The organism is Streptomyces sp. NPDC008092, from assembly GCF_042957285.1.
Classification (GTDB): domain Bacteria; phylum Actinomycetota; class Actinomycetes; order Streptomycetales; family Streptomycetaceae; genus Streptomyces.
In genome coordinates, this window is sequence record NZ_JBIBHY010000002.1 from 773,943 (window position 1) to 796,937 (window position 22,995).

Genomic DNA, 22,995 nt, shown 5'->3' on the forward strand with positions numbered 1-22,995 from the left:
CCTCCGCAGACCGGGCACTCTCGCCGTGGTCCTGGCGGCTCTGGGGCTCTGCCTGGTCGGCCCGGGCCCGGCGGCAGCGGCCGCGGACGCCGGGAGCCGGGCGGCCCGCCACTCCGCCGTGACCGTGCGGGACGCCCGCTTCGAAGTCCTGTCGCCGACCCTGATCAGGACGGAGTACGCGGGCGACGGCCACTTCGAGGACAGCCCCACCTTCAACGCCGTCGGCCGGGACTCCTTCACCCCGCCCCCGTACACGTCGTCCGTCAGCGGCGGTGTCCTGACCATCACCACCAGCGCCATGACCCTGCGCTACCGCATCGGCTCCGGACCCTTCGACGCCGACAACCTGACGACGTCCTTCACGGCGGGTCCGACGCCGGTGCTCGCGTCACCCTGGCACCACGACGTGTGCACCGTCGGCTCCCTGTGCGAGGCGGAGGACCAGCAGTACGACGGTCCCGGCCTGGCCACGGACCACGGCGGCTTCACCGGCAAGGGCTTCCTCGCCGGTTTCGAGGTGGACGGCAACTCCCTCGCCGCGGACGTGCGGGCACCGTCCGCCGGCACCTACGACATCGCCGTGCGCTACGCCAACGCGGTGGGCGGCGACGGCCGGCACGAGACACGCACCCTGAGCCTCAGCGTGGACGGCGGCACCGACCGGACGTTCACGCTTCCGGCGACCCCGGACTGGAACACCTGGGGTGTGGCCCGCCTGCCGCTGACGCTCGGCGCCGGCCCCCACACCGTCGGACTCCGTCGCGCCGCCGCCGACTCCGGAAGCGTCAACATCGACAGCCTCGCCCTCCTCGACTCCGGTGCCACCTATCCCGACCGGGCCCGGAGCACGGTCGACGGCTGCCGTTTCGGCACCAGTTGCGAGGCCGAGGACGCCCTCCTGTCGGGGTCCGCCGTCATCGCCACGGATCACCGGGGCCAGGCCGGCTACGGTTTCACCGCCGAACTCAATCAGGGTTCCGGTGTCTCGGACCGGATCACCGGTGTGCCCGCCGACGGCACCTACCTGCTGAACCTGCGGTACGCCAACGGCACCGGCGGCGACGGCCTGCACCAGCCCCGCACGATCGACGTCGGCACCGGCGACGGGAGTTCCCACACCACCCTCACGCTCCCGGCCACCGCCAACTGGGACACCTGGCAGACGGCCGCCGTGCCCGTCGAGTTGCAGGCGGGCACCGACCAAGTCACCCTGGGCTGCCCGGAGTCCACCAGCTGCCACGTCAACCTGGACACCCTCGCCCTCAGCCGGCCAGGAGAGCCCGCCCCCGCACCCCACCTCGCCCTGGGCGGCTACCGCCGCAGCCTCGACGGACTCAACGGCGACACCGACCCCACCCCCTGGACCACACCCGGTCTCCTGCACCGGGACGGCTGGTACCTCCTCGACGACACCCCTTCCGCGCTCTACGACACCGGCACCGAGCAGGCCACGCCCCGCCCCGCCCACGGCGGCCGGCCCTACCAGGACGGCTACCTCTTCGCCTTCGGACACGACTACCCACAGGGCCTGTCCGACCTCGCCACCCTGACCGGGCCGTCCCGGCTGCTGCCCCGCTGGGCCTACGGCGTCTGGTACTCCGAGTACATCGACCGCACCGCGAGCGACTACGAGAACACCGTCCTGCCCGCGTTCCGCGCCGCGGACGTCCCGCTGGACGTGCTGGTGACGGACACCGACTTCAAGTCGCCCAACACCTGGAGCGGCTGGAACTTCGACCCGGCCAAGTTCCCCGACCCCAGGGCCTTCTTCGACTGGTCCGCCGGCCAAGGCCTGCACAACACCCTGAACGTGCACCCCAGCATCCTCGGCACCGACCCGCAGTTCGCGACGGCCCAGGCCACGGCCAAGGGCAGGCTGCGCAAGGGCGGTTGCGCGGGCGGCGCGGGCCCGGACTGCTACACCTTCGACTTCGGCGACCCCGACCAGCTCAAGGCCTACCTCGACCTGCACCGGCCGATGGACCAGGCCGGCAACGACTTCTGGTGGCTCGACTGGTGCTGCGACGCCTCCCGCTCCTCCCGGTCCGGAGCCACCCCCGACGCATGGATCAACCAGAAGTACGCCGACCTCACCTCCTCCGAGACCGGCGACCGCGGCTTCGTCCTGTCCCGCGCCTACGGCTCCCTCCAGGCCGGCGGCTACAGCGGTGGGGTGGGCCTGCCCACCGGCCCCTGGGCCGACAAGCGCAGCACCCTCCACTTCACCGGTGACACCACCTCGAACTGGGGCACCCTGCGCGCCGAGGTCGGCTACACACCGGGGGAGTCGGCCGCCACCGGCCTCGCCGCCGTCAGCCACGACATCGGCGGCCACAACGACGGGTACGGCATCCCCGGATCCGAGACGTACACCTCGAACGGCCAGACCCGCCTCACCACCCGACTGCCCGACGACCTGTACGCACGCTGGGTGCAGTTCGGCACCTTCCAGCCCGTCGACCGGCTGCACAGCAACCACAGCGACCGCCTGCCGTGGCAGTACGGCCCCGAAGCACAGGGGTCCGCCGAGAAGTTCCTCCGGCTGCGCGAGGCGCTCGTGCCGTACACGTACACCTTGGCGCACGAGGCGGGCACCACCGGCACCCCGATCGTCCGCCCCCTGTACCTCCAGTACCCGGAGGAGGAGAACGCCTACACCGAGGCCGACAGCGAGTACCTCTACGGCCCCGACCTGCTGGTCGCCCCCGTGACCACCCCCGGTACCGACACGACCACGCGGGTGTGGTTCCCGCCGGGCCGGTGGACGGACTACTTCACCGGCCGCACCTACACCGCACCCGCCGGCGGAGCCACGTACGACATCGCGACCACCCTGGACACCATGCCGGTCTTCGTCCGAGCGGGCGGTATCGTCGCGACCCGGTCCGACAACGTGCCGAACGACAGCCGGAGCCCGCTCGACAAGGTCAGCGTCACCGTGGCCCCGGGAACGTCCGGCGCGTTCTCCCTCTACGAGGACGACGGCACGACCTCGGACCCCGGCCGTGCGGCAACCACCCGGATCCGCTACGCCGAACACAAGGGGACCCACCTGCTGAAGATCGCACCCGCCAGGGGAACCTTCCCCGGACAGACGACCCGCCGCACCTGGACGGTGTCCTTCCTCGGAGTCGGCGCAGCACCGAGTCAAGTGAGCGCGGACGGTGCCCGGTTGGCGACCGCGGCCTGGCACTGGGACGCCGGCACCCACGTACTGCGGATCACCATGCCCCCACGGAGCATCCGCGTGGCCACGGCCGTCTCGTACAGATAGCGAGGCGGGGCCGGTGACCGGGGTCCTGATCGGGCCCCGGCGCCGTGGGGGACCGCCGAGTCCGGCGGTCCGCAAGGCAGTGTCGGCCCCGTGCCAGGTGGGCGCCTACTTGCCGGCGGACCGCCGGGATCCGCGCAGTGGTGCGAACGCGGCCCGGAGTTCGTCCGTGAAGATGCCCGGGACCTCCCAGGCCGCGAAGTGGCCCCCGCTGCGGGCACGGTGGTAGTAGAAGAGGTCGTGGTAGGCGCGTGACGCCCAGCTGCGTGGGGCCTGGTAGATCTCGCCCGGGAACACCGTGATGGCGGCCGGGACGGACACGGACACCGCGTTGAAGTTGTTGGCGTTGTTCTCCCAGTAGAGACGTGACGAGGAGACCGCGGTGTTCGTCACCCAGTAGAGGGTGATGTCGTCGAGCATCTCGTCCTTGGTGAGTACGCGCTCGGGGTGGCCGCCGCTGTACGTCCAAGCCGCGAATTTGTCGTACATCCAGGCGGCCAGTCCGACGGGCGAGTCCGTCAGCCCGTATCCCTCGGTCTGCGGGCGGGTCACCATCATGGCCGAGTAGCCGGATCCGGTCTTGTAGAGGGTGGCCAGTTGGCCGTAGGCCGCCTTCTCGTCCGGGCTGAGACCGGCGGGTACCGGGTCACCGCAGGCGAGCTTCTTCGCGATGTCCGGCGGGACGGTGGCCGGGAAGTTGACGTGGATTCCGAGCAATCCGGGGGGCTTCTGCACGGCCATCCTGTCGGAGATCACCGCGCCCCAGTCCCCGCCTTGGGAGACGTAGTGCCGGTATCCCAGACGCTCCATGAGTACGGCCCAGGCACGCGCGATGCGGTCGGGATTCCAGCCGGTGGTCGTCGGCCGCTCCGAGAAGCCGTATCCGGGCATCGACGGTATGACGAGGTGAAAGGCGTCCTCGGCACGCCCCCCGTGGGCGGTGGGGTCACTGAGCGGCCCGATGACCTTAAGGAACTCCAGGATGGAGCCCGGCCAGCCATGGGTCAGAACGACCGGGAGGGCGTCGCTGTGGCGGGAGCGGACATGGATGAACTGTATGTCGAGTCCGTCGATCTCCGTCATGTACATCGGCAGGGAGTTGAGCGTCTTCTCGATCTTCCGCCAGTCGTAGGCCGTTTCCCAGTAGTGGGCGAGTTCCTTCATCGTGGCCAGTTGGACGCCCTGGGACTGATCATGGACGGTTTCGCGGTCGGGCCATCGTGTCGCCTTGATGCGTCGGCGGAGCTCGGCCAGGTCCTGCTCCGGGACGTCCACGCGAAAGGGGCGGATGCTCTGCCTCTCGCTCGGCGATTCCGGCTTTCCGGAAATGCTCCAGGCTCGCAGCCCGAATCCCCCTGTCGCGGCGGTCGCCGCGGTCGCGGACACGGAGATGAACTTCCTGCGGGAGCACGGACGAAGAAATTCGGACACAGTGGATCTCCCTGAAGAATTCCTGGGTGGGTCCGCAGTCGCGAAGCGTGCGAAAGGAGTGCTGTTTCAATGAGTCGACTCGTCGGCACGGCGAGGAAAAGTGCGCATACCGAGATACTGCATCGCAGATGGGGCGGAGTGACTCAGGACTGAAATCGTTCGCCGCCCGGGTCGTGAGGCGCCGACGGCATTTCACTGCCAGTTACGCTATCTAGCTGTACGTGACTGTGCAACCCGGAGTGGCTGTGACGGTGGCAGGCAGACTCAGCGCAGCACGACGTCGAACACCAGGTGGAAGAACGCGTCGATGGGGGCGGAGGACTTGTCCGCGCGGGCCGCGATCAGGGCGCCTTCCCAGGCGCTGAGGACGAAGAGCGCGGTCGCCGGCACGTCGAGCGAGGCGCTGACCTCGCCCGATTCCTTGGCCTCGGCGAGTACGCGCTCGATGTGCGAGGCCCACTGCTGGAAGCCGCGCCGGACGGCCGAGCGGATCTCCTCGGAGTGGTCGGCCACCTCGGCGCCGAGATTGCCGACCAGGCAGCCGCGGGCGAAGCCGCTGTCCACCGTGTCCGAGCCCATGAACTCGAAGTGCGCCCGGAGGCGTTCCAGCGGGGGGCGCCCGGCGGCGTCGAGCATGTCGAAGCGCAGACCGGCGGCATAGCGGTCGAGCGCCTCCAGGGCGCTGTCCTCCTTGCTGGCGAAGTGGTTGTAGAACGAACCCTTCGGGGCGCCGGCTGCCGAGGTGATGTCGCTTATGCCGGTGGCGTTGAAGCCCCGGGTGCGGAACTGCTCCAGTGCCGCCTGCGCGATGTCCTCGCGCTTCGATGCACGTGCCATTCGGATCACCTCACCCTCAATATGTCCGGTCGTCTTGGCCGCTGTCAACCCTGGAAGGCGGACCCTCGCACCCTGGGTGGCCAGGCTTGACGTCATCTAAGACGACCGGTCATATTGAAAAGCATCATCACACCGAGCCCCGTCGGCCCACGTCCGGCGGGCGCTACCAAGGAGCCTCCATGTCCACCACCTACCGAGCCTTCGAGGCCACCGGAGTCCACAACCTGCGGCTGGTCGAGCGCGAGCTGGCCGACCCGGCGCCCGGACACGTCCGCCTCCGGGTGGAGACCTGCGGCGTCTGCCACTCCGACGTCCTCGCCGTGGAGGGCCTTCGCGCCGACCCGTCGAGTCCGATCGTGCCCGGCCACGAGATCGTCGGCGTCATCGACGCCGTCGGGCCGGGCGTCACGGCCTGGCACCCCGGCGACCGCGTCGGCGTCGGCTTCCTGAACGGGCACTGCGGGGAGTGCGAGCCGTGCCGCCGGGGCGACTTCGTCAACTGCCTCGACCAGGGGCAGACCGGCACGGACGTCGACGGCGGCTACGCCGAGGTGACCTACGCGCGGGCCAGCGGACTGGTCCGCATCCCCGAGGGCATGTCCGCGGCCGAGGCCGCCCCGCTGCTGTGTGCCGGACTGACCACCTTCTCCGCGCTTCAGCAGGACTCCGTCAGGGCGGGCAGCCTGGTGGCCGTGCAGGGCATCGGCGGGCTGGGCCACCTCGCCCTCCAGTACGCGCGCAGCCTCGGTCACCGGGTCGCCGCCGTCGCCCGCGGCAAGGACAAGGAGCCGCTCGCCCGTGAGCTGGGCGCTCACGAGTACATCGACAGCTCGGAGACGGACCCCGGCGCGGCGCTGGCAGCCCTGGGCGGCGCCTCGCTCGTCGTCGCCACGGCGTCGAGCGGCGCGTCCATGAGTCCGCTGGTGCGCGGCCTGGCGCCCGGTGGGAAGCTCGTCGTCGTGGGTGCGGCGCCCGACCCGCTGTCGGTGGCCACCGCCGACCTGATCTTCGGCACCCGGAGCATCGTCGGCAGCCTGACCGGCTCGTCCATCGAGAACGAGGACAACCTCGCCTTCACCCTGGCGCACGGCATCCGCCCCTCGATCGAGACGATGCCCTTCGAGCGGGCCATGGACGCGTACGAGCGGATGCTCTCCGGCAAGGCGCGGTTCCGCGTCGTCCTCGACGTCACGGCCTGATCGTCGCCGCCCCAGGAGGCGCACTCCCTCGTGCCGCCGGACTACAGCTCCAGCAGCGCCTGCTCGACGGCCTCCGTCAGAGCCGGGTGGATGTACATGACGTCGTGCCCGATCCGGTCCACCGTCAGTCCCAGGGACATGGCCTGGATCAGGGGCTGGATGAGCGTGGCGGCCTGGGGCCCGATGATGTGCGCGCCCAGGAGCAGGCGATCGGCGGGGCTCGCGAGGAGTTTGACGAAACTGGTGGTGTCCTCCAGGGCCCACCCGTAGGCGGTCTGGGCGTAGTCGCGGACGCTCACCAGGAAGTCGGTGCCGCGCCGCCGCGCCTCCTGTTCCGTGAGGCCGACACCGGCGATCTGCGGGTGGGTGAACACCGCGTGCGGTGCCACCGTGTTCGGCAGCGTCCGCACGTCCTGCGGATGGAGGATGTTGTGCCGCACCACCCGCGACTCGGCGTTCGCCACGTGCTTGAGCTGGAAGTGGTTCACCGCGTCGCCGAGTGCCCACACCCCCGGCACCGACGTGCGGTAGGCGGCGTCGGTGACGATGTGGCCGTGCTCGTCCAGCTCCAGCCCGCCGTCGACGGCCCGCAGCCGGTCGGTGTTGGGCCTGCGGCCGACGGCCACCAGCAGCATGTCGGCCTCGACGGCGTGCTCACCGTCCGGACCCGCCACCCGGGCCGCCACACCGTCCCCCTTCGGTCCGACGGAGACGACCTCGGCACCGAGCAGCACACGGTGCCGCTGTGCGGCGAGTTCGGTGAAGCGCTGCGACACCTGTTCGTCCTCCGCCATGAGCAGGCGGGGCCCGCGCTGCACGATCGTGACGTCCACACCGAACGAGGCGAACACGTGGCCGAACTCGGCCGCGATGAAACCACCGCCGAGCACCAGCAGCGAGGCGGGCAGGTCGTCGATCCGCATGATCGTGTCCGAGGTGTGGAAGGGCACGGTGTCGAGCCCCGGGATGTCCGGCACCACCGGCCGCGACCCGATTGCGACGACGAACGTCTCGGCGGTGATCCGCTCCGCCCCGACCTCCAGCACCTTCGGGGCCACGAAGCGGGCCGCCTCGGTGAGCACGTCGACGCCCTGGCTTCTGCGGAATTCCACCGCACTCGCGTGCAGCGGATCGATGCGGTGGAACACGCGGTCCCGGACGGACTTCCAGTCGACGTGCGAGACGCTCGCGTGGACACCGAGACGCCGTGCCTCCCGCGCCCCCTCGGCGGCGTCCGCGGCGACCACGAACATCTTGCTCGGGATGCACCCCCGGTTCAGACAGGTGCCGCCGAACCGGTCCGGTTCGACGATGGCGACCCGCAGCCGGTCGAACTCCTCGGACAGCAGCATGTTGCCGCTGCCCGCCCCCAGGACGACGAGATCGTAGTGCCGCATGTCTTCCACCCTCCGTCGGCGGGACACCGGCCGTGCGGCACGTGGCTGTGAGCAGGCGGTCGCACGGATCACCATTCTGTTCGCATACGCCGCCTGCCACCACTGCCGGACATCTTCGGCGCTGCCGGGCACGAGGACGACCCGGGCCCGCGGCCGCCAGGTGAAACGGCTGGGCCCGCTCACCGGGTGGACGCCGCCTCAGTTCGCGGACCCGCCGTCGACCGGGACGCCCAACCGGTTGGCCACGGTGGTCAGGGCAGGCCCGAGGGGGAGCGCGACCCGGGTGACGGCGAGCGGGTCGCCCCGGGTCGGGTCCTGGTTGACGATCAACACCGGCTTTCCCTCCTGGTGCGCCTGCCGGACGAACCGGAGCCCGGACATCACCGTCAGCGAGGAGCCCAGGACCAGCAGCGAGGACGCTTCACGGACCAGCCGCCGGCAGTGCTCGACGCGCTCCGGCGGAACCGCCTCGCCGAAGAACACCACGTCCGGTTTGAGGACACCGCCGCAGTGGGCGCAGGGCACGATGCGGAAGTCCCCGACCTGCGCGTCGGTGAGGTCGGCGTCACCGTCCGGGTTGATCCCTGCGGCCACCGGGTCGAAGCCCGGGTTCTCGTCCTCCAGCCGCCGGGCGAGTTCGCGGCGGGGGCTGAAGTCGCCGCAGGAGAGGCAGACGACCCGGTCGAGACTGCCGTGGAGTTCCACGACGCCCGCGCTGCCGGCGGCCTGGTGCAGGCCGTCGACGTTCTGGGTGATCACACCCGAGACATGGGCGTGCCGCGCGTAGGCGGCCACGGCCCGGTGCCCGGCGTTGGGGAGGGCGCGGCCGAAGGTGCGCCAGCCGAGGTGGCTGCGCGCCCAGTAGCGGCGCCGGGCGTGGGCGCTGCCGGTGAAGTCCTGGTAGGTCATCGGGGTGTGCCGGCTCAGGCTCCCGCCCTTGCCCCGGTAGTCCGGGATGCCTGACTCCGTGGAGATTCCCGCGCCGCTGAGCACCAGCACACCGCCGGTGCTCAGCGCGTGGACGACCGGTTCCAGGTCGGTGGTGCCCGGCGGCAGATCCGCGGCGGGGGTCCAGCTCAGGGTGGGGCGCATGCGCATGCCGCCAGGGTACGGAGTCGGCCGTCGGCATCCGGGGCTTCCTCGTCCTTCGCCCCCCCCGTGAGCGGTCGGCCGGGAACGTCCGGGCGCGGCAGAGCGCGCGTCTGGATCACCTTCTGGTCGAGTTGCGATGTCGGTTTGTCCCGATATCTAGCGGAGTCTTAGGGTTGGAAGGTGGATTGCGCTCCTGCTGCTGGGGGCCTTGCCCCAACGCGCCGCACCATGACGGAGCGCGCCGCACACAAACGCATTGAGCGCGCCGCACACATACGCATCGAGCCTCGCGCATCGGCACAGCGGAAGGGCCAAGACGATGCGAGCGATCCAGTACGACCAGTTCGGCGACTACGACGTCCTGCGCCCGGTGGACGTGCCCAGGCCCGAGCCCCGGAGCGGGCAGGCCCTGGTCCGGCTGACCCTGGCGGGCATCCAGCCGTTGGACGACACCGTGCGCAGCGGCAAGCGGGGCCCGGTCAAGCCGTTCCCGATCACTCCGGGAGGCGCCGGCGTGGGCACGGTCGAAGAGCCCGGTGGGAGCGGTCCGGCTGCGGGCACCCGGGTCATGGTCAGCGGCGGCCGGTACGGCGTCGCCACCGACGGCACCTGGGCCGAGTACGTCACCGTCGATCCGGCGCACCTGCTGGCCGTCCCGGACGGGGTCGACGACACCGCCGCCGCGGCGCTGTCCACGGGCGCCGGTTACCTGACCGGGTACCTGGCGCTCACCGAGCTCGCCGGATTCCAGCCGGGCGGCACCGTGCTCGCCCCGGGAAGCGGTGGCGCGGTGGGCCAGGGCGGCGTCGAGATCGCCCGGCACCTGGGCGCGTCGCTCGCGCTCACCACCGCCACCTCCACGGTCAGGGCCGAGCGGAGCCGGGCTGCCGGATACGAGGTCATCGACCTCAGCCGGGAGTCGCTGGGCGACGGGGTCGCCCGGCTCACCGACGGCAAGGGCGTCGACGTCGTCCTCGACGGGGTCGCCGGGCCGATCACCGGGCCGGCCCTCGGCGCGCTCGCGTGGGGCGGCACCCTGATCAGCATCGGCTACTCCGCCGGCACGCAGGCCGGCATCGACGTCACCGACCTGATCTGGAAGGCGGCCCACGTGCACGGCTTCCTGTTCGCCCTGTTCACGCAGGAGCAGGTCAACGCGGCCAATGCCACACTCCTGGATCTGGTGGCCGGCAAGGAGATCACTCCGCTCGTCGACCGCGTCTTCCCGCTGGAGCAGGCCGCCGAGGCCCAGCGCCATCTCATCGAAGGCGGCCCTTTCGGCCGTGTGCTCCTGAGTCCGTGACCGCACACTCGGCCCGCCCCTCGGGGATGTGGACCCCGGTGGGCCTGCCGACGCCGGCAGGTGCCGCTCCCGCACCGATGAGAAAACCTGTTGGCGGGCCGGCAGCGAGCTGCGAGGATGCGCCTGCTTTCCCAGACGGAGGACATTTGTTCGTTTTCGTGTGTGCGGGATGCGGTGCCGAGTTGACCACCCCGCTGTCCCAGGTCGCACTGCCGGTTCACGCCCGTCAGAAATACGGGAACGGCACCCAGCTCCCGGTGCTCATGGAGTCAGGGACGTTTGCCGTGGACCCGGAGCCCTGGGGCGGGCCGTGGCGGAGGTGGGACGAGATCGATCCGGGCGAGGCGGAGGCGCGTGGCATCTACGCGCCGGTCTACGCCCTGTCCGACGGCACTCCCGGAGCGAGTCTCATCGCACCCGGTGACATCCGTGGAACCCGGCTGATTCCGGGGAAGCGCGGCGGTGCCTGCTGCGGCCTCGACGGAGCCGACGGGCCCAACACGGCCTGCGAGGCCTGCGACCTCCCCGTGGCGACCAGGGTCGACGACTGCTCGCTCTGGCAGGTGGTACGGCTCAGCCCGGACACCGCGCACCGCGTTCCCGTCGGCGGTGTCCACGCACCGCCCCTCTCCTGGCCGGAGCTGGTGGAGAAGGGGGAGAGGACGCCCCCGTTCGAGCCGATCGCCACGTGGGGAGGACGGTCGGGGTCGAGTCACTACTGGTCGTGGAGCCCGCAGTGGGAGGCGGCAGTCGGCCATGCGCTCGCCCACCTGCTGGTCGCCTCCCGAGGGCAGCCGGTGCAGGTCCCGGCCGGTCTGACCGCGGACGTGTTCCAACACGCGCTCGACGCCCTGCTGCCCCCGGGCAACCCGAAGCGGCACGCCGCCCTGGCCGGACCAGGACGGCCCTCCCCGGACGCGGGCGTCGACATCCTCCTCGTACCGGTCCATCCCCGGACGGGCCGGGCCTGGACCCCCGCGGGCCCGGCCGCGTCGGCACACCCGGTGCCGTTGCCGCTGGGGGTGTGGCTGTGGCTGGTGTCTCCCCAGCCGTATCCGCCGGTTCCCGCGTCGGGCCGCATACCCCAGGACGTCCTCCGCGACGACCCGCCGCCGCTCCTGCCCGCCTACCGGTTCCGCGCCGACCGGGAGACGTTCCAGCACACCTTGGCCCGCCTGCCGGCCGTTCGCCGCCCGTGGCTCCGCACGATCCTCGACAACCTCACGCAGGGCAACCGGGCCGATTTCCCCTAGCCGTCCGGTGCGGCACGATCCAGCTCTTTCGGAGCCCGGCGGTCTGCGGATGTCGAGAACGTGCTGCCGGCTCCGTCCCAGGGACGACAGCGGCTGCCACCGGCCGCGCTGCGAAGAAGGAGAGACCAGCATGGCGATTCAGCGGATGGACAACGTGGGCATCGTCGTCGAGGACATGGATGCCGCCATCGCGTTCTTCGTGGAACTCGGCATGGAGCTGGAGGGCAGGGCGGAGGTCGAGGGCGTCTTCGCCGACCAGTGCACCGGACTCGACGGCGTCCGCTGCGACATCGCGATGGTCCGGACCCCGGACGGACACGGCCGGCTCGAACTGGCGAAGTACCGCAGCCCCGTGGCGATCAGCGCCGGGGCGCGCAACCGGCCGCACAACATTCTGGGCACGCACCGCGTCATGTTCGCCGTCGACGACATCGAGGACACCGTTGCCCGCCTGCGCCCGCACGGCGCCGAACTGGTCGGCGAGATCGCCCGGTTCGAGGACAGCTACCTGCTCTGCTATCTCCGCGGCCCGGAGGGCATCATCGTCGGCCTGGCCGAGCAACTGCACTGAGGTGGTTGGGCATCGCCTTGCCGCTCGGCCGCGCGAGACCCGTAGCGGGGTCGGCGCGGTGCGCCGAGACTCTCGCCGAGCGCGAGGTCAGCGAAGTCTGCTGGTGAGCCAGAAGCAGGTGCCGGCTCCCAGACCGAACACGAGGTGTGCGCTCAGGTCGTCGGCCAATGTCTTCGGGCTGTATTTCCAGATCGGCTGGTAGAGCCCGGCCTCCGGGAGGACCAGATACGCACTGGCCCACACGGTCGCGCCGAGGGGGATGCCGAGCAACGGGTTCGGGCTCCGGACCGACCCGGCGGCGATCCCGTACAGCGCACCCCAGACGGAGCCGTAGGACCAGTGCATCGCGGTACTCATGAGCCATGCCCACCGGTCAGGGACCTCGCGCTGGGTGAACCCCTCCAGCAGCCGCTTCGCGACCTTGCCCGGATCCGGGGCGTCTTCCCAGCCTTCGACCGGCGCGAACTCCCAGTCCTTGGGACTTTCGGTCCCTCCCGTGCGGCGGTATCGCAGATAGCGCGTGGCATCCATGCACACCGTCCCCGCGACGCCTGCGACGACGCCGTTGACGACGGCGGCCAGCGGCGTGAGGGGCCGTCGTCGCGGACGTCCTGTTCCCATGATGCCCATCACTTCAACCACCTCGGGCAACTGCCGGTGCCTTGGGTCGTGCCGTTTCCCCCCTCGGCTTCCAGGAAGTACAGAATCCCACTGGTCACCTTCGCCCGCACACCGGGAACGCACCGCCGTGGCGCCCGGGCCACCGGTGGCGAGGCACCCCCTGACTTGAGAGGAGCGGCTTCCAGCCGGGAACACATGACCGACCCGAAGCGGTCACCGTGGGGTTTGTCCCGACGTCAGATGTCGTCCATGCTCGGCGGGCCCGCGACACAGGTCCCGGTCTTGTCCACTACGTAGATGATGTCTCGGGTGCCGACCGCGCCGTCCGCTTTGCCGGGCTCGGGGTCGATGACGGGGCAGACCGACTCCACTCCCCGGACGACCACCTTGTACGTCACAGGCCATGCGCGCTTTTCGTTCCACCCGAAGTAGGTGCCGCCGCTCCCGCCCGTCGTTGGGTCGGGGTCGCCCTCGACTATGAGGCCGCGCTCTCCGCATGACGGGCAGCCGAGCACGTGAGCATTCCAGGCCGACTCGTTCACCAACCGCACCGGCAGTCCTTCGTCGGCGGAACTGCCGCACCCCGTAACGAAGACGGCGGTGAGTCCCAGGGCCGCCAGCAGCGTGGTACGCGGCCGTTTCACGCTCCGGCAGGACAGGGTGCTGTGACTGCCCGGTCTCAAAAATCCCATGCTCGGACTCCCCCGCGATCACGAATCGGGACTGGATCATCGCAGGTCACGGACGTCCGGGCAACGGTTCGAGGCGGCCTGCTGCCTCTGTTGCCGGCGGGCCGAGGAACACTGACCGGCCACTCCTGCCGGATCGCAAGTAATCGACAAACTCATGCAGGATCCGTACTGGATGATGGAAAGAAGCGTCCACTGTCTTGTCCGGCTGTCGCGTCGCGTCCTAATGTCCCGGTACGCAGCGGCACGGCCCGTTCCCGTCGTGCCGCCGCGCACCGAGCTGCCCTCGGTGGCCTCCGCTCCCAGAGAAACGAGAATCCGATGGCGCGGTACACCAACCACGTGGCTGCGGAACGGCTGAGAGGCCGTGCGCGAAGACCGGCTCGGACCCTGGTGGCACTGACCGCGGTCACCGCGGGACTCGTGCTCGGCCTCGGCGCACCGGCCCCGGCGTCGTCGTGGCACGGTGACGGTACGGGCTCCCCGGCGGTGACCCGGGCCGGACTCGACCCCGCCCTTGTCGCGGGGCGGGGCGCCGCGGTGGACTTCGACGAACAGGAGGCGGAGAACGCGGCGACGGACGGCACCGTCATCGGCCCCGACCGCACCGCCTACACGCTCCCCTCGGAGGCATCCGGCCGCACGGCGGTACGGTTGCAGCCGGGCCAGTACGTCGAGTTCACCCTGCCGCGCGCGGCCAACGCCCTCACCGTGCGGTACAGCATCCCCGACGCCCCGGGCGGCGGCGGCATCACCGCCCCCCTCGACGTCTCCGTGGGCGGCCGTCACCGCGCCACGATGAGCCTCACCTCGCAGTACTCCTGGCTCTACAACCAGTACCCGTTCAGCAACGACCCCCAGGGCGACCTGCTGCACCCCGACTGGTGGATCACCGAATGCGGTTGCGTTCCCGCCGCCACCACCCCGGCGCCCACCATCGACAAGCCGTTCAGGCCGAGCCACTTCTACGACGAGCAGCGACTGCTGCTCGGCAAGCGGTACTCGGCCGGCGACACCGTCCGCCTCACCGCGCCCAGGAACAGCACGGCCGCCTGGACCGTCATCGACCTGCTCGACACCCAGCTCGTCGGCGCGCCCCACGTCGAGACGCGTGCCGCGAACGTCATCGCCTTCGGGGCCGACCCCACCGGCCGGCGTGACGCGGGCGACGCCTTCGACCGGGCCATCGCCTACGCCAAGAAGCGGCACCTCAAGGTGTACCTGCCGCCGGGCACGTACCAGGTGAACCGCCACCTCATCGTGGACGACGTGACGATCGTCGGCGCCGGCAGCTGGTACACGATCGTCAAGGGCCACCAGGTCACCCTCGACACCCCCGCCCCCGACGGCTCGGTCCACACCGGGGTGGGCTTCTACGGCAAGGACGCCGCGGACGGCGGCAGCCACGACGTCCACCTGTCGGGCTTCGCCGTCGAGGGCGACGTACGCGAACGCATCGACACCGACCAGGTCAACGCCATCGGCGGGGCGCTCAGCGACTCCACGATCGACGGGCTCTACCTCCACCACACCAAGGTCGGCATGTGGTTCGACGGCCCGATGACCGGTCTGCGCGTCACCCGCACCCAGATCGCCGACCAGATCGCCGACGGTCTCAACTTCCACACCGGCGTCACTGATTCGAGCGTCTCGGACACCTTCGTCCGCAACACCGGCGACGACGGTCTGGCCATGTGGTCGGAGAAGACCGGCGACGCGCGCAACGTCTTCGACCACAACACCGTGCAGACCCCGGTCCTCGCCAACGGCATCGCCCTGTACGGCGGCACCGACAACACGGTCACCGGCAACCTGATAGCCGACCCGATCAGAGAGGGCAGCGCCATCCAGGTCGGCTCCCGGTTCGGTGCGCAGCCGTTCACCGGCTATCTGAAGATCTCGGACAACACCACCGTCCGCTCGGGGCCGTTCGAGCTCAACTGGAAGATCGGCCTGGGCGCGATCTGGTTCTACGCCCTGGAGCGGGACATCGACGCCGACATCCAGGTCACCGGCGACCACTTCCTCGACAACACCTACAACGCGATCATGCTGGTCTCCGACTTCCCGGTGAAGGACAAGTACGCGATCCGAGGCGTCCGTTTCAAGGACATCCGCGTGGACGGCACCGGCACCTCCGTGCTCAGCGCCCGCTCCGCCGGATCGGCGTCCTTCGAGAACGTGGACGCCCGCAACGTCGGCGCGGTCGGCATCAACAACTGCGGATCCTTCAACTTCCCCGCATCCGGATCCGAGTTCACGGTGAACGACCTCGGCGGCAACGACGGCGGCGGCACCACCGGCCCCTGGCTGGCGTCCTGGGAACTGCCGAACACCATCACCTGCGACGACCGGCCCCCGGTGGCTCCGCCACCGGCCCCGGCGCCCTGGTGAGACAGGCCGGACGAACCAGCCACGCCACCACAGGGAACGGGCGGGCCGCCTCCACTGGTGGGAGGCGGCCCGCGCACTGCACTACGAACGCGCCGGGGTGTCGGGTCTCCCGCACGCCGCGTGCGATCCGGCGGACGTACGTTCCTGTCAGGCCGGCAGGTGGAACTGCTGGTTGGTGCCGCCGGCGCAGGTCCAGATCTGCAGCCGGGCTCCGTTGGCCGTCGACTTGTCCGTGACATCGAGGCACTTGCCGGACGCGGGGTTCACCAGGGTGTCGCCGCTGCTCCGCTGCCAGACCTGCGCCGCGGTGCCGTTGCAGTCGTACAACTGGACCTTCGTGCCGTTGGCGGTGCCGGCGGAGGTGAGATCCATGCACTTGCCGAGACTGCGGATGGTGTTGTCGGAACCCACGGTCCACTGCTGGGCCGTGGTCCCGTTGCAGTCATACATCTGAACGGCGGTGCCGTTGGCGCTGCTTGCCGCCGCGACGTCCACGCACTTGCCGCCGAGGCCGGTGATCTGGCCCGTGGACCCGGTGGGCGGCGGGGGAGTCGTACCACCGGTCACGGTGTTGAAGGTGCCGGCGAACTGCCAGGCGCTCTGCGGCGTCCCGCTGCAGGTGTCGGAGAGCTGGCCGTTGGTGGCACACGCCTTGTCGCGGCCGAGTGCCCAGAAGGCGAGTTCCTGGATGCCCTTGGACTTGGCGAAGTTGGCGAGGGTGGTGGCGTTGCCGGTGGTGAAGATCTCGGTGGTGTCGTCGTTGACGCCGATCATCGGGGTGTTGCCTTCCATCGCCCACAGCTGGGCGTCGGACTTCTCCGGCCAGATGGCGCCGAGCTGGGTGCGCAGGGCGGTGGCGGCGTCGGTGGCCGCCTTGCCCATGTCCCGGGTTCCGTCGTAGTAGTCCATCGTCATGATGTTGACGAGATTGACGTTGAGCCCGTTGCTCTTGGCGTTGGACAGCAGCTTCGTGCCGTTGCCGTCCAGGCCGTTGGGCATGGCAGGCAGGGTGTACTGGACGTCCAGCTTGCGCCCGGCGGCGGCGTACTCCTGCTGGAGCTGGGCGAGTGCCTTGTTCCGGCGGTCGTTGGCTGCGGTGTCGGCGATCGCGCTGCCCTCGATGTCGAAGTCGACCCGGGTGAGGTTGAGGGTGTCGACGACCTTCTTGTACTGGGCCTTCAGCGAGGCCACGGTGGTACAGGCCTGGGCCTCCTCGGTGCCGGACGCGCCGCCGAAGGAGGCGATGACGTCGCCGCCCGCCGCACGCAGGGAGTTGATCGCTGAGGTCCAGCCGGCGTCGGTGACCGGAGTGTCGCCGTTGAACATGGCGTTGCAGCCGCCGCCGTCGATGACGAAGGCGAGGGTGAAGTACTTGAGGCCCGTGGCGTTGCGGGCGTTGGCCATGGCCGAGGGCGAGTTCCACGTCTCGACGTACGGCGCGGCGTAGCGGGCGGGGAAGCCGGGGCCGGGGTTGGTCGCGGCGCTCGCGGAGCCGCCGGCGGCGACGAGGACGGTGGCCGCCGTCGCGAGGAGAGCGGGAACGGCGGTGAGGGCTCTGGCAGCGGATCTGAACACGGGGCGGCTCCTGTCATGAACGCGGGAAGCGCGAGGTGGGGGTGCCGAGGCGGAGCATTCGGGAGCTGAAGCTGGAGTTCACGTAGTTGAACGATGGTTCCAGTGCTGAACCGGCGATGGTTGGAGACGGTATGGACTAGACCAGCTGTGCGTCAATACCCCGTACGTCGACGGCAGTTCAGGCAGCCGTCTCCGAGACGCGCGCCGACAGCCGAAGCGGCGGAGGCGCCGCACCCGACCCGCCCACGTGACCCCGGCCGCGTCCCCGACGCAACCCCCGCTGGGCGCCCGCTCGCCGCAGGCGAACGACGCATCGCCGCCGCCAGGGAACCGCGGACCGGGGCGGGTTCGTGTCCTGCTGCGGGCGTGAGTCGAACCCGGCGGCGCACGAAGGAGGGCATCATGCAGATCATCGAGGTGACCGGGTACGCCGTCCGGTCTGCTGTGATCACCATGAGACGGACGCAGACACCGCTTGAATTCGTGATCTTCCCGATGCTGCATGTGGCATCGCCGACGTTCTACTCCCAGGTCCGCCTCAGGCTCAGGGAATGCGATCTCATAGTCGTCGAAGGAATCCGGGGGAGATCGGTCGGAGTGAGCGCCCTCACGCTCGCCTACCGGTTCGCCCCGCGCCGGCGGCGCAACGGCCTGCAGGAGCAGCGCGATGAACTGGTGCTTCCCGAAGGCGTGCCGGTGGTCAACCCGGACGTGACCGCGGCCGAGGCGGCCGAGGACCTGAAGACACTGCCGCGGTGGATGTACGTACTGCTGATGCTCATGGCCCCGGTGATGGGCCTGGTGTTCGCGCTGCGCGGTCCGCGTGCCTTCCTCGACGAGGACCAGGAGGTCGAGGACCTGCCGTCGACACTGCGGGCGGAGATGATGGCCGACAACCCCGTCGAGCACGCGATGACCGACCGGCGCGACCAGCGGTTGCTCGACGCCCTCGGCGAGATCCACTCGGAACGCTGCGCCGAGCCGATCCGGGTGGCCATCGTCTACGGAGCCGGCCACGTCCCGGCGATCGTGTCGGGGCTCTGGGACCGCTACGGGTACCGGCCACGCGAAGCGGAGTGGCTCACCGTCCTTGTCCCGCAGTAGAGCACAGTCCGGACGCGCGAACCGCCGACCCGGCAGACACCGCGGCGACGCCTGATCCTGGAGCCCGTCAGCGTGCCCGGTGTGATGAGCGATCGTCCCGACCACCCGCGGGTCCACAGGCCGGCCGTCGCCGGCAGATGCCGTCAGGCGCAGCATCATGCCCGCACGGACATCACGTCACGTCAGACAGCCTCTTGGCCTTGATCGGTGCGGCCGATCTGGCGGCCTGCTCAATCTTCGCGCAGTAGGCCGCACGGGCTTCCTCGTCGATCTGCTGCTCGTATTCGGCGCGCACCCCGGTCCGGCCGTCGAGGCCCTCGCGCAGGATGTCGGCGTGGCCGGCATGCCGGATGGACTCGCCGAGGACATGGACCATGACGGCGAACAGGTTCGTGTTGGGATGAGGCTCCCGCCACCACGGCACGTGGCCGGGGGCGTCGAGGGGAAGCTCGTTGATCGTCGCGTCCGAGTGCTCCCACGTGCGCCGGTAGAACCCGATGATCTGATCGCGGGTCTCGTCCTCGGTCACCCACAGATCGGTGCCGTCGTAGTCCTGCCACCGGGGCAGCGGTTCCGGGGAAGGGCGGTCGAAGACCTCGCCGAAGTACCTGGCCTCGACGGTGGCCACGTGTTTGACCAGGCCGAGGAGGTTGGTCCCGGTCGCTGTCAAAGGCCGGCGGGCGTCGTATTCGGACAAGCCGTCGAGTTTCCAGAGCAACGCCTCGCGGTCCCGCCGCAGTCTCCCGTGCAGGTTGTCCTTCGCGAATTCATCGATCATGCGGCATGACCCTGCCACGAGCTGCTCACGGTCTCAAGATCCCGTACGAGGTCCGCACCGACTGGCAGAGCCGAAAACTGGCCCTGGCCACAGCCCTGACCTGCAACACTCGTCGCGGCCCTCGCCTCGTACGTCCTCCTCGAACGGCCCCTGTTGTGACACGACCGACGCCGCAGCGGCGGGCTGAGACGGCCCGTGATCCAGCGGGCTCGCCCGGCCGCTCCACGCCGTCCTTCGCCTTGACGAAGGCAACCACGTGCGCGGTTTCGTGGCGACCATGCCGAGCGCGGTCGGGGCGCGTCGAGTGAAACCGGAGGCGACGCCGTCGCGCTGAAATGCGCTGAAGCGTCAGATGGCCGTTACCCGAGCAAGTCTTCATTGGTTGCGCAATTTGGTAACTATAGAATCGCCACTCCTCACTGCCCGGCCGCCTCCGTAGACCGTGGGCGCCAGGACGCGTTCGATCATCGGGGTTACTCATGAAGCTTTCCGGGCTGTCCGAGGCCGAGATCGGTGCCGTGTTCGAGCGCGTGCTCGACCAGGCCCTGGCCTCCCGGCAGGTCGACGAGGTGCTCGGCAGTGGCATCGGTGGTTTCGACCGCGAGCGGCTGCGCAGCAGAGCGGTCCGTGAACGTACCGTCATCCTTGCCACGGTGGCCGTCGAGTACCGGGCGTACCTCGCGCTCACACGCGGGTGTGACGAGTCGGCGGGGCAGACAGAGGGCGTCCGAGACCCGGCAGCTGCCCCCGCCTGCGCCGGAGGACTGTTGCTGATGCTCGCCAGGCTCTGGCCTCGCCTTTCGGCGGCTACCGCCGTCGTCTGTCTGCTGATCGGGTACTGCCTGCGGGCCTTCGGCGACCGTCCCTACGTCGGCGACGGCCTGATCACGGCAGGGCTGATCGCCGGTGCGGTGGCGGCCGGCGCGGTGATCGGCGACCTGCTTTGGCTGCTCGCGTCGGCGCACAACGCTCCCACCGGGCGCGGTGACAGTCGGTTCGAGGCAGAGGCAGAGGCGGAGGCGGAGGCGGAGGCGGAGGTCGAAGCGGTGCGGGCCCGGCACGAGTGGGAACTCGCCCTGCTTGAAAGGGGAGTGGTGCCCTTCCTGCTCGGCCGCATCGAGGAAGCCCGTTTGGGGGAGCGGGGTGATCGGGCCGCGCGTTAGTCTTTACGGGTGGTTCGCGCGGTCGCAGCAAGGACTCGGCGGCGCAGATGCGGATGCGGACACCCCTTCGACGCCGCTGAGCGGGCCGTGGTGCGGGATCCGTGCGTCACGCTGCGGCTGCCGCCGCGCGAGTTCGCTCTCCGAGCCGGACGCCGTGCGGACCTCTGCGTTTCAGAGCGGTGTCGCCGCGTGCAGCAGCAGGAGCAGGGTGACGGCCGAGTTGGCCGAGAGCATCGCCGACATGAGGGCTCCGGCGGTGGCCGTCCACAGGGCCAGACCGACGGCGGTGAAGACGGGCGGCCAGGCGCGTACGGCGGGCGGCGGGCCGAGCAGCGCAGCGATACGGCGCGGGAGCGGCCCCGGTGCGGCGAAGGCGGCGAACGTTCGAGTGGGGGCGTCGCGCGAGACGAGGGCCGCCTTGCCGATCGCACGGGCGACCGCCCGGCGGCTGCCGACGACCTGGGCGGCTTCCTCGTCGGCCCAGCGCTCCGCCGCATAGGCGACCGCCTGGCGCAGCGGCCACAGGAACGGGTTGGCGCAGGCCGCCAGTTCGACGAACAGCAGATGGCGGTGGTGCCGGGCGGCGAGGTGTACGCGTTCGTGGGCGAACAGGGCGCGGCGCTCCTGTGAGCCCAGACCGGCGAGCATCGCCGTGGACACCACGATCCGGTTGCGTCGGCCACCGGGGAGGGCATAGGCGTACGGCTGCGGGGCGGGCAGTACCGCGACCTCGGTGGGCGGCAGACCGGCCAGTGCCTGGTGAGCACGCCATCGGACACGGTAGTGACGCGCCAACGCCCGGCCCCAGCTCGCGACGACGGAGATCAGCGCGAGAATCGCGGCCTTTCCCGTGATCTCGTGGCGCGGCACGCTCTCGCGCACCTCGGGATCCGACCAGCCGTCCGGCAGCGGATTGCCGGGCAGTTGGGCGGTACCGACCACCATGAGCAGCGCCAGGCACACCGTGCTGCAGAGGGCCATCACGCAGGAGACTCCGGTCAGCAGAGCCGTGGCGGAGCGCGGGTGGAGACGTTGTTCGGCCAGGCGCGCGATCGGCCAGGCCGTCAACGGCAGCACCATCGGGAGAAAGACGAAGATCCCCATCCGGTCCCAGTCCTAGTCCTCGTCCTCGTCGCCGGCCTGGGCCAGCAGTTCGCGCAGCAGCTGCTCGTCGTTCTCCGGCAGCGTGGTGATGAAGCTGGCCAGTACCGCCCTGCGGTCGTGCTCGCCGTCCAGCACCCGGTGCATCCTCAGCGCGGCGAGCCCGGCCTCGTCCGCGGCGGGCATCCACACGAACGATCGCCCCTCACGTCGGCGCGTCACAGCGTTCTTCGCCAGCAGGCGGGCCAGCACCGTCATCACGGTGGTGTACGCGAGGCCGGCGGCCAGCCGGTCCTGAACCCAACTGGCGGTCACCGCGCCCTCGGCCTCGTGGAGTGCCGCGAGCACCCGTGTCTCCAGCGCGCCCTGCGCTCTGCGCGGGCGGCGCGGATCGGCCTTCCCCACGGACGGCTCTCCCTCCTGCCTGGCTTCGGCTCCTCGCGCCGGGGAGCGTCACATCGTATAGAGCGGACGGCCGCTGCCGGTGCGGCCAGGGAGTGGATGGCCATGGCCGGGTCGCGCGGCTGTTCCTCCGCTTACTTCTACAGTGTTGTAGATTTTAGCCGGGAGTCGTGGCGCGGACCCGCGTCGACGGCAGACCGACGGCAGATCAATGGCAGTGCGTGGAGGGATGAACATGGGTGTTTCCCTGTCCAAGGGCGGCAATGTCTCGCTGAGCAAGGAGGCGCCGGGCCTGACCGCGGTGCTGGTAGGCCTCGGCTGGGACGTGCGCACCACCACCGGTGCCGACTTCGACCTGGATGCCTCCGCGTTGCTTCTGGACGCCTCGGGCAAGGTCGTCTCCGACCGGCACTTCGTCTTCTACAACAACCTGAGCAGCCCGGACGGTTCGGTCGAGCACACCGGCGACAACCTCACCGGTGAGGGCGAGGGCGACGACGAGTCCATCAAGGTGAACCTCGCCGCCGTACCGGCCGAGGTGGACCGGGTCGTCTTCCCGGTCTCGATCCACGACGCCGATGCCCGGGGGCAGAGTTTCGGACAGGTCCGCAACGCCTTCATCCGGGTCGTCAACCAGGCCGGCGGCGCCGAACTCGCCCGCTACGACCTGTCCGAGGACGCCTCCACCGAGACGGCCATGGTCTTCGGCGAGCTGTACCGCAACGGCGCGGAGTGGAAGTTCCGCGCGGTCGGCCAGGGCTACGCCTCCGGCCTTGCCGGTATCGCCTCCGACTTCGGCGTCGGCGTCTGACCG

The 22,995-nt window shown here is 70.3% G+C and carries 19 protein-coding genes; 9 read left to right on the forward strand and 10 right to left on the reverse strand.

Going from position 1 to position 22,995, the window contains the following annotated elements; all coding sequences use genetic code 11:
- Positions 1-40 precede the first annotated feature (40 nt).
- Positions 41-3,274 (forward strand): TIM-barrel domain-containing protein, encoded by a 3,234-nt coding sequence (locus tag ACFZB3_RS08260; protein WP_391372074.1) that lies wholly within the window; start codon positions 41-43, stop codon positions 3,272-3,274.
- Positions 3,275-3,379: 105 nt separating this feature from the next.
- Here ACFZB3_RS08260 and ACFZB3_RS08265 read toward each other — a convergent pair whose 3' ends face one another.
- On the reverse strand, positions 3,380-4,546 hold the full coding sequence (locus ACFZB3_RS08265) for an alpha/beta fold hydrolase (protein ID WP_391371570.1): 1,167 nt from the start codon (positions 4,544-4,546) through the stop codon (positions 3,380-3,382).
- A gap of 420 nt (positions 4,547-4,966) precedes the next feature.
- Positions 4,967-5,539, reverse strand: coding sequence for a TetR family transcriptional regulator C-terminal domain-containing protein (locus ACFZB3_RS08270; protein ID WP_391371573.1), 573 nt, complete (start codon positions 5,537-5,539; stop codon positions 4,967-4,969).
- 179 nt (positions 5,540-5,718) lie between these two features.
- On the opposite strand from ACFZB3_RS08270, the gene ACFZB3_RS08275 reads away from it, so the two are divergent.
- A complete protein-coding gene (locus ACFZB3_RS08275; RefSeq protein ID WP_391371576.1) occupies positions 5,719-6,738 on the forward strand; it encodes an alcohol dehydrogenase catalytic domain-containing protein in 1,020 nt (339 codons plus the stop codon).
- A 41-nt stretch (positions 6,739-6,779) separates the two neighbouring features.
- On the opposite strand, the gene ACFZB3_RS08280 is transcribed toward ACFZB3_RS08275, so the two are convergent.
- Together ACFZB3_RS08280 and ACFZB3_RS08285 are read right to left on the reverse strand one after the other, a co-directional pair.
- Positions 6,780-8,135: a mycothione reductase gene (locus tag ACFZB3_RS08280; protein ID WP_391371579.1), complete on the reverse strand. Its 1,356-nt coding sequence runs from the start codon at positions 8,133-8,135 to the stop codon at positions 6,780-6,782.
- Positions 8,136-8,333: 198 nt separating this feature from the next.
- Complete coding sequence (locus ACFZB3_RS08285; RefSeq protein WP_391371581.1) at positions 8,334-9,233, reverse strand: NAD-dependent protein deacetylase; 900 nt, start codon at positions 9,231-9,233, stop codon at positions 8,334-8,336.
- A gap of 313 nt (positions 9,234-9,546) precedes the next feature.
- Here ACFZB3_RS08285 and ACFZB3_RS08290 point away from each other — a divergent pair, with 313 nt between their 5' ends.
- The 3 genes from ACFZB3_RS08290 (at position 9,547) to ACFZB3_RS08300 (ending at position 12,354) form a co-directional block, all read left to right on the forward strand.
- Positions 9,547-10,530: a zinc-binding dehydrogenase gene (locus tag ACFZB3_RS08290; protein ID WP_391371584.1), complete on the forward strand. Its 984-nt coding sequence runs from the start codon at positions 9,547-9,549 to the stop codon at positions 10,528-10,530.
- 146 nt (positions 10,531-10,676) lie between these two features.
- The gene (locus ACFZB3_RS08295) at positions 10,677-11,783 is read left to right on the forward strand and encodes a hypothetical protein (protein ID WP_391371587.1); all 1,107 of its coding nucleotides are present in this window, start codon (positions 10,677-10,679) and stop codon (positions 11,781-11,783) included.
- A gap of 130 nt (positions 11,784-11,913) precedes the next feature.
- A complete protein-coding gene (locus ACFZB3_RS08300) occupies positions 11,914-12,354 on the forward strand; it encodes a VOC family protein (protein ID WP_391371589.1) in 441 nt (146 codons plus the stop codon).
- Positions 12,355-12,441: 87 nt separating this feature from the next.
- Here ACFZB3_RS08300 and ACFZB3_RS08305 read toward each other — a convergent pair whose 3' ends face one another.
- Together ACFZB3_RS08305 and ACFZB3_RS08310 are read right to left on the reverse strand one after the other, a co-directional pair.
- On the reverse strand, positions 12,442-13,005 hold the full coding sequence (locus ACFZB3_RS08305; RefSeq protein WP_391371592.1) for a hypothetical protein: 564 nt from the start codon (positions 13,003-13,005) through the stop codon (positions 12,442-12,444).
- 206 nt (positions 13,006-13,211) lie between these two features.
- The gene (locus tag ACFZB3_RS08310) at positions 13,212-13,517 is read right to left on the reverse strand and encodes a hypothetical protein (protein WP_391371594.1); all 306 of its coding nucleotides are present in this window, start codon (positions 13,515-13,517) and stop codon (positions 13,212-13,214) included.
- 468 nt (positions 13,518-13,985) lie between these two features.
- Between ACFZB3_RS08310 and ACFZB3_RS08315 the strand changes: the two genes are divergently transcribed.
- The gene (locus tag ACFZB3_RS08315) at positions 13,986-16,058 is read left to right on the forward strand and encodes a glycosyl hydrolase family 28-related protein (RefSeq protein ID WP_391371597.1); all 2,073 of its coding nucleotides are present in this window, start codon (positions 13,986-13,988) and stop codon (positions 16,056-16,058) included.
- Between the two features lie 147 nt (positions 16,059-16,205).
- Here ACFZB3_RS08315 and ACFZB3_RS08320 read toward each other — a convergent pair whose 3' ends face one another.
- Positions 16,206-17,633 (reverse strand): ricin-type beta-trefoil lectin domain protein, encoded by a 1,428-nt coding sequence (locus ACFZB3_RS08320; protein WP_391371600.1) that lies wholly within the window; start codon positions 17,631-17,633, stop codon positions 16,206-16,208.
- Between the two features lie 402 nt (positions 17,634-18,035).
- On the opposite strand from ACFZB3_RS08320, the gene ACFZB3_RS08325 reads away from it, so the two are divergent.
- Positions 18,036-18,737 carry a hypothetical protein gene (locus ACFZB3_RS08325; protein WP_391371603.1) on the forward strand — a complete coding sequence of 234 codons (702 nt, stop codon included), beginning with the start codon at positions 18,036-18,038 and terminating at the stop codon, positions 18,735-18,737.
- A 172-nt stretch (positions 18,738-18,909) separates the two neighbouring features.
- Here ACFZB3_RS08325 and ACFZB3_RS08330 read toward each other — a convergent pair whose 3' ends face one another.
- A complete protein-coding gene (locus tag ACFZB3_RS08330) occupies positions 18,910-19,515 on the reverse strand; it encodes a DUF664 domain-containing protein (RefSeq protein ID WP_391371606.1) in 606 nt (201 codons plus the stop codon).
- 479 nt (positions 19,516-19,994) lie between these two features.
- Between ACFZB3_RS08330 and ACFZB3_RS08335 the strand changes: the two genes are divergently transcribed.
- Complete coding sequence (locus ACFZB3_RS08335) at positions 19,995-20,678, forward strand: hypothetical protein (protein WP_391371608.1); 684 nt, start codon at positions 19,995-19,997, stop codon at positions 20,676-20,678.
- Positions 20,679-20,849: 171 nt separating this feature from the next.
- Here the strand turns inward: ACFZB3_RS08335 and ACFZB3_RS08340 are convergent, their stop codons facing one another.
- Together ACFZB3_RS08340 and ACFZB3_RS08345 are read right to left on the reverse strand one after the other, a co-directional pair.
- Positions 20,850-21,782: a M48 family metalloprotease gene (locus ACFZB3_RS08340; RefSeq protein ID WP_391371611.1), complete on the reverse strand. Its 933-nt coding sequence runs from the start codon at positions 21,780-21,782 to the stop codon at positions 20,850-20,852.
- A gap of 12 nt (positions 21,783-21,794) precedes the next feature.
- Complete coding sequence (locus ACFZB3_RS08345; protein WP_391371614.1) at positions 21,795-22,184, reverse strand: BlaI/MecI/CopY family transcriptional regulator; 390 nt, start codon at positions 22,182-22,184, stop codon at positions 21,795-21,797.
- Positions 22,185-22,416: 232 nt separating this feature from the next.
- Between ACFZB3_RS08345 and ACFZB3_RS08350 the strand changes: the two genes are divergently transcribed.
- Positions 22,417-22,992 (forward strand): TerD family protein, encoded by a 576-nt coding sequence (locus tag ACFZB3_RS08350; RefSeq protein ID WP_391371616.1) that lies wholly within the window; start codon positions 22,417-22,419, stop codon positions 22,990-22,992.
- Positions 22,993-22,995 lie beyond the last annotated feature (3 nt).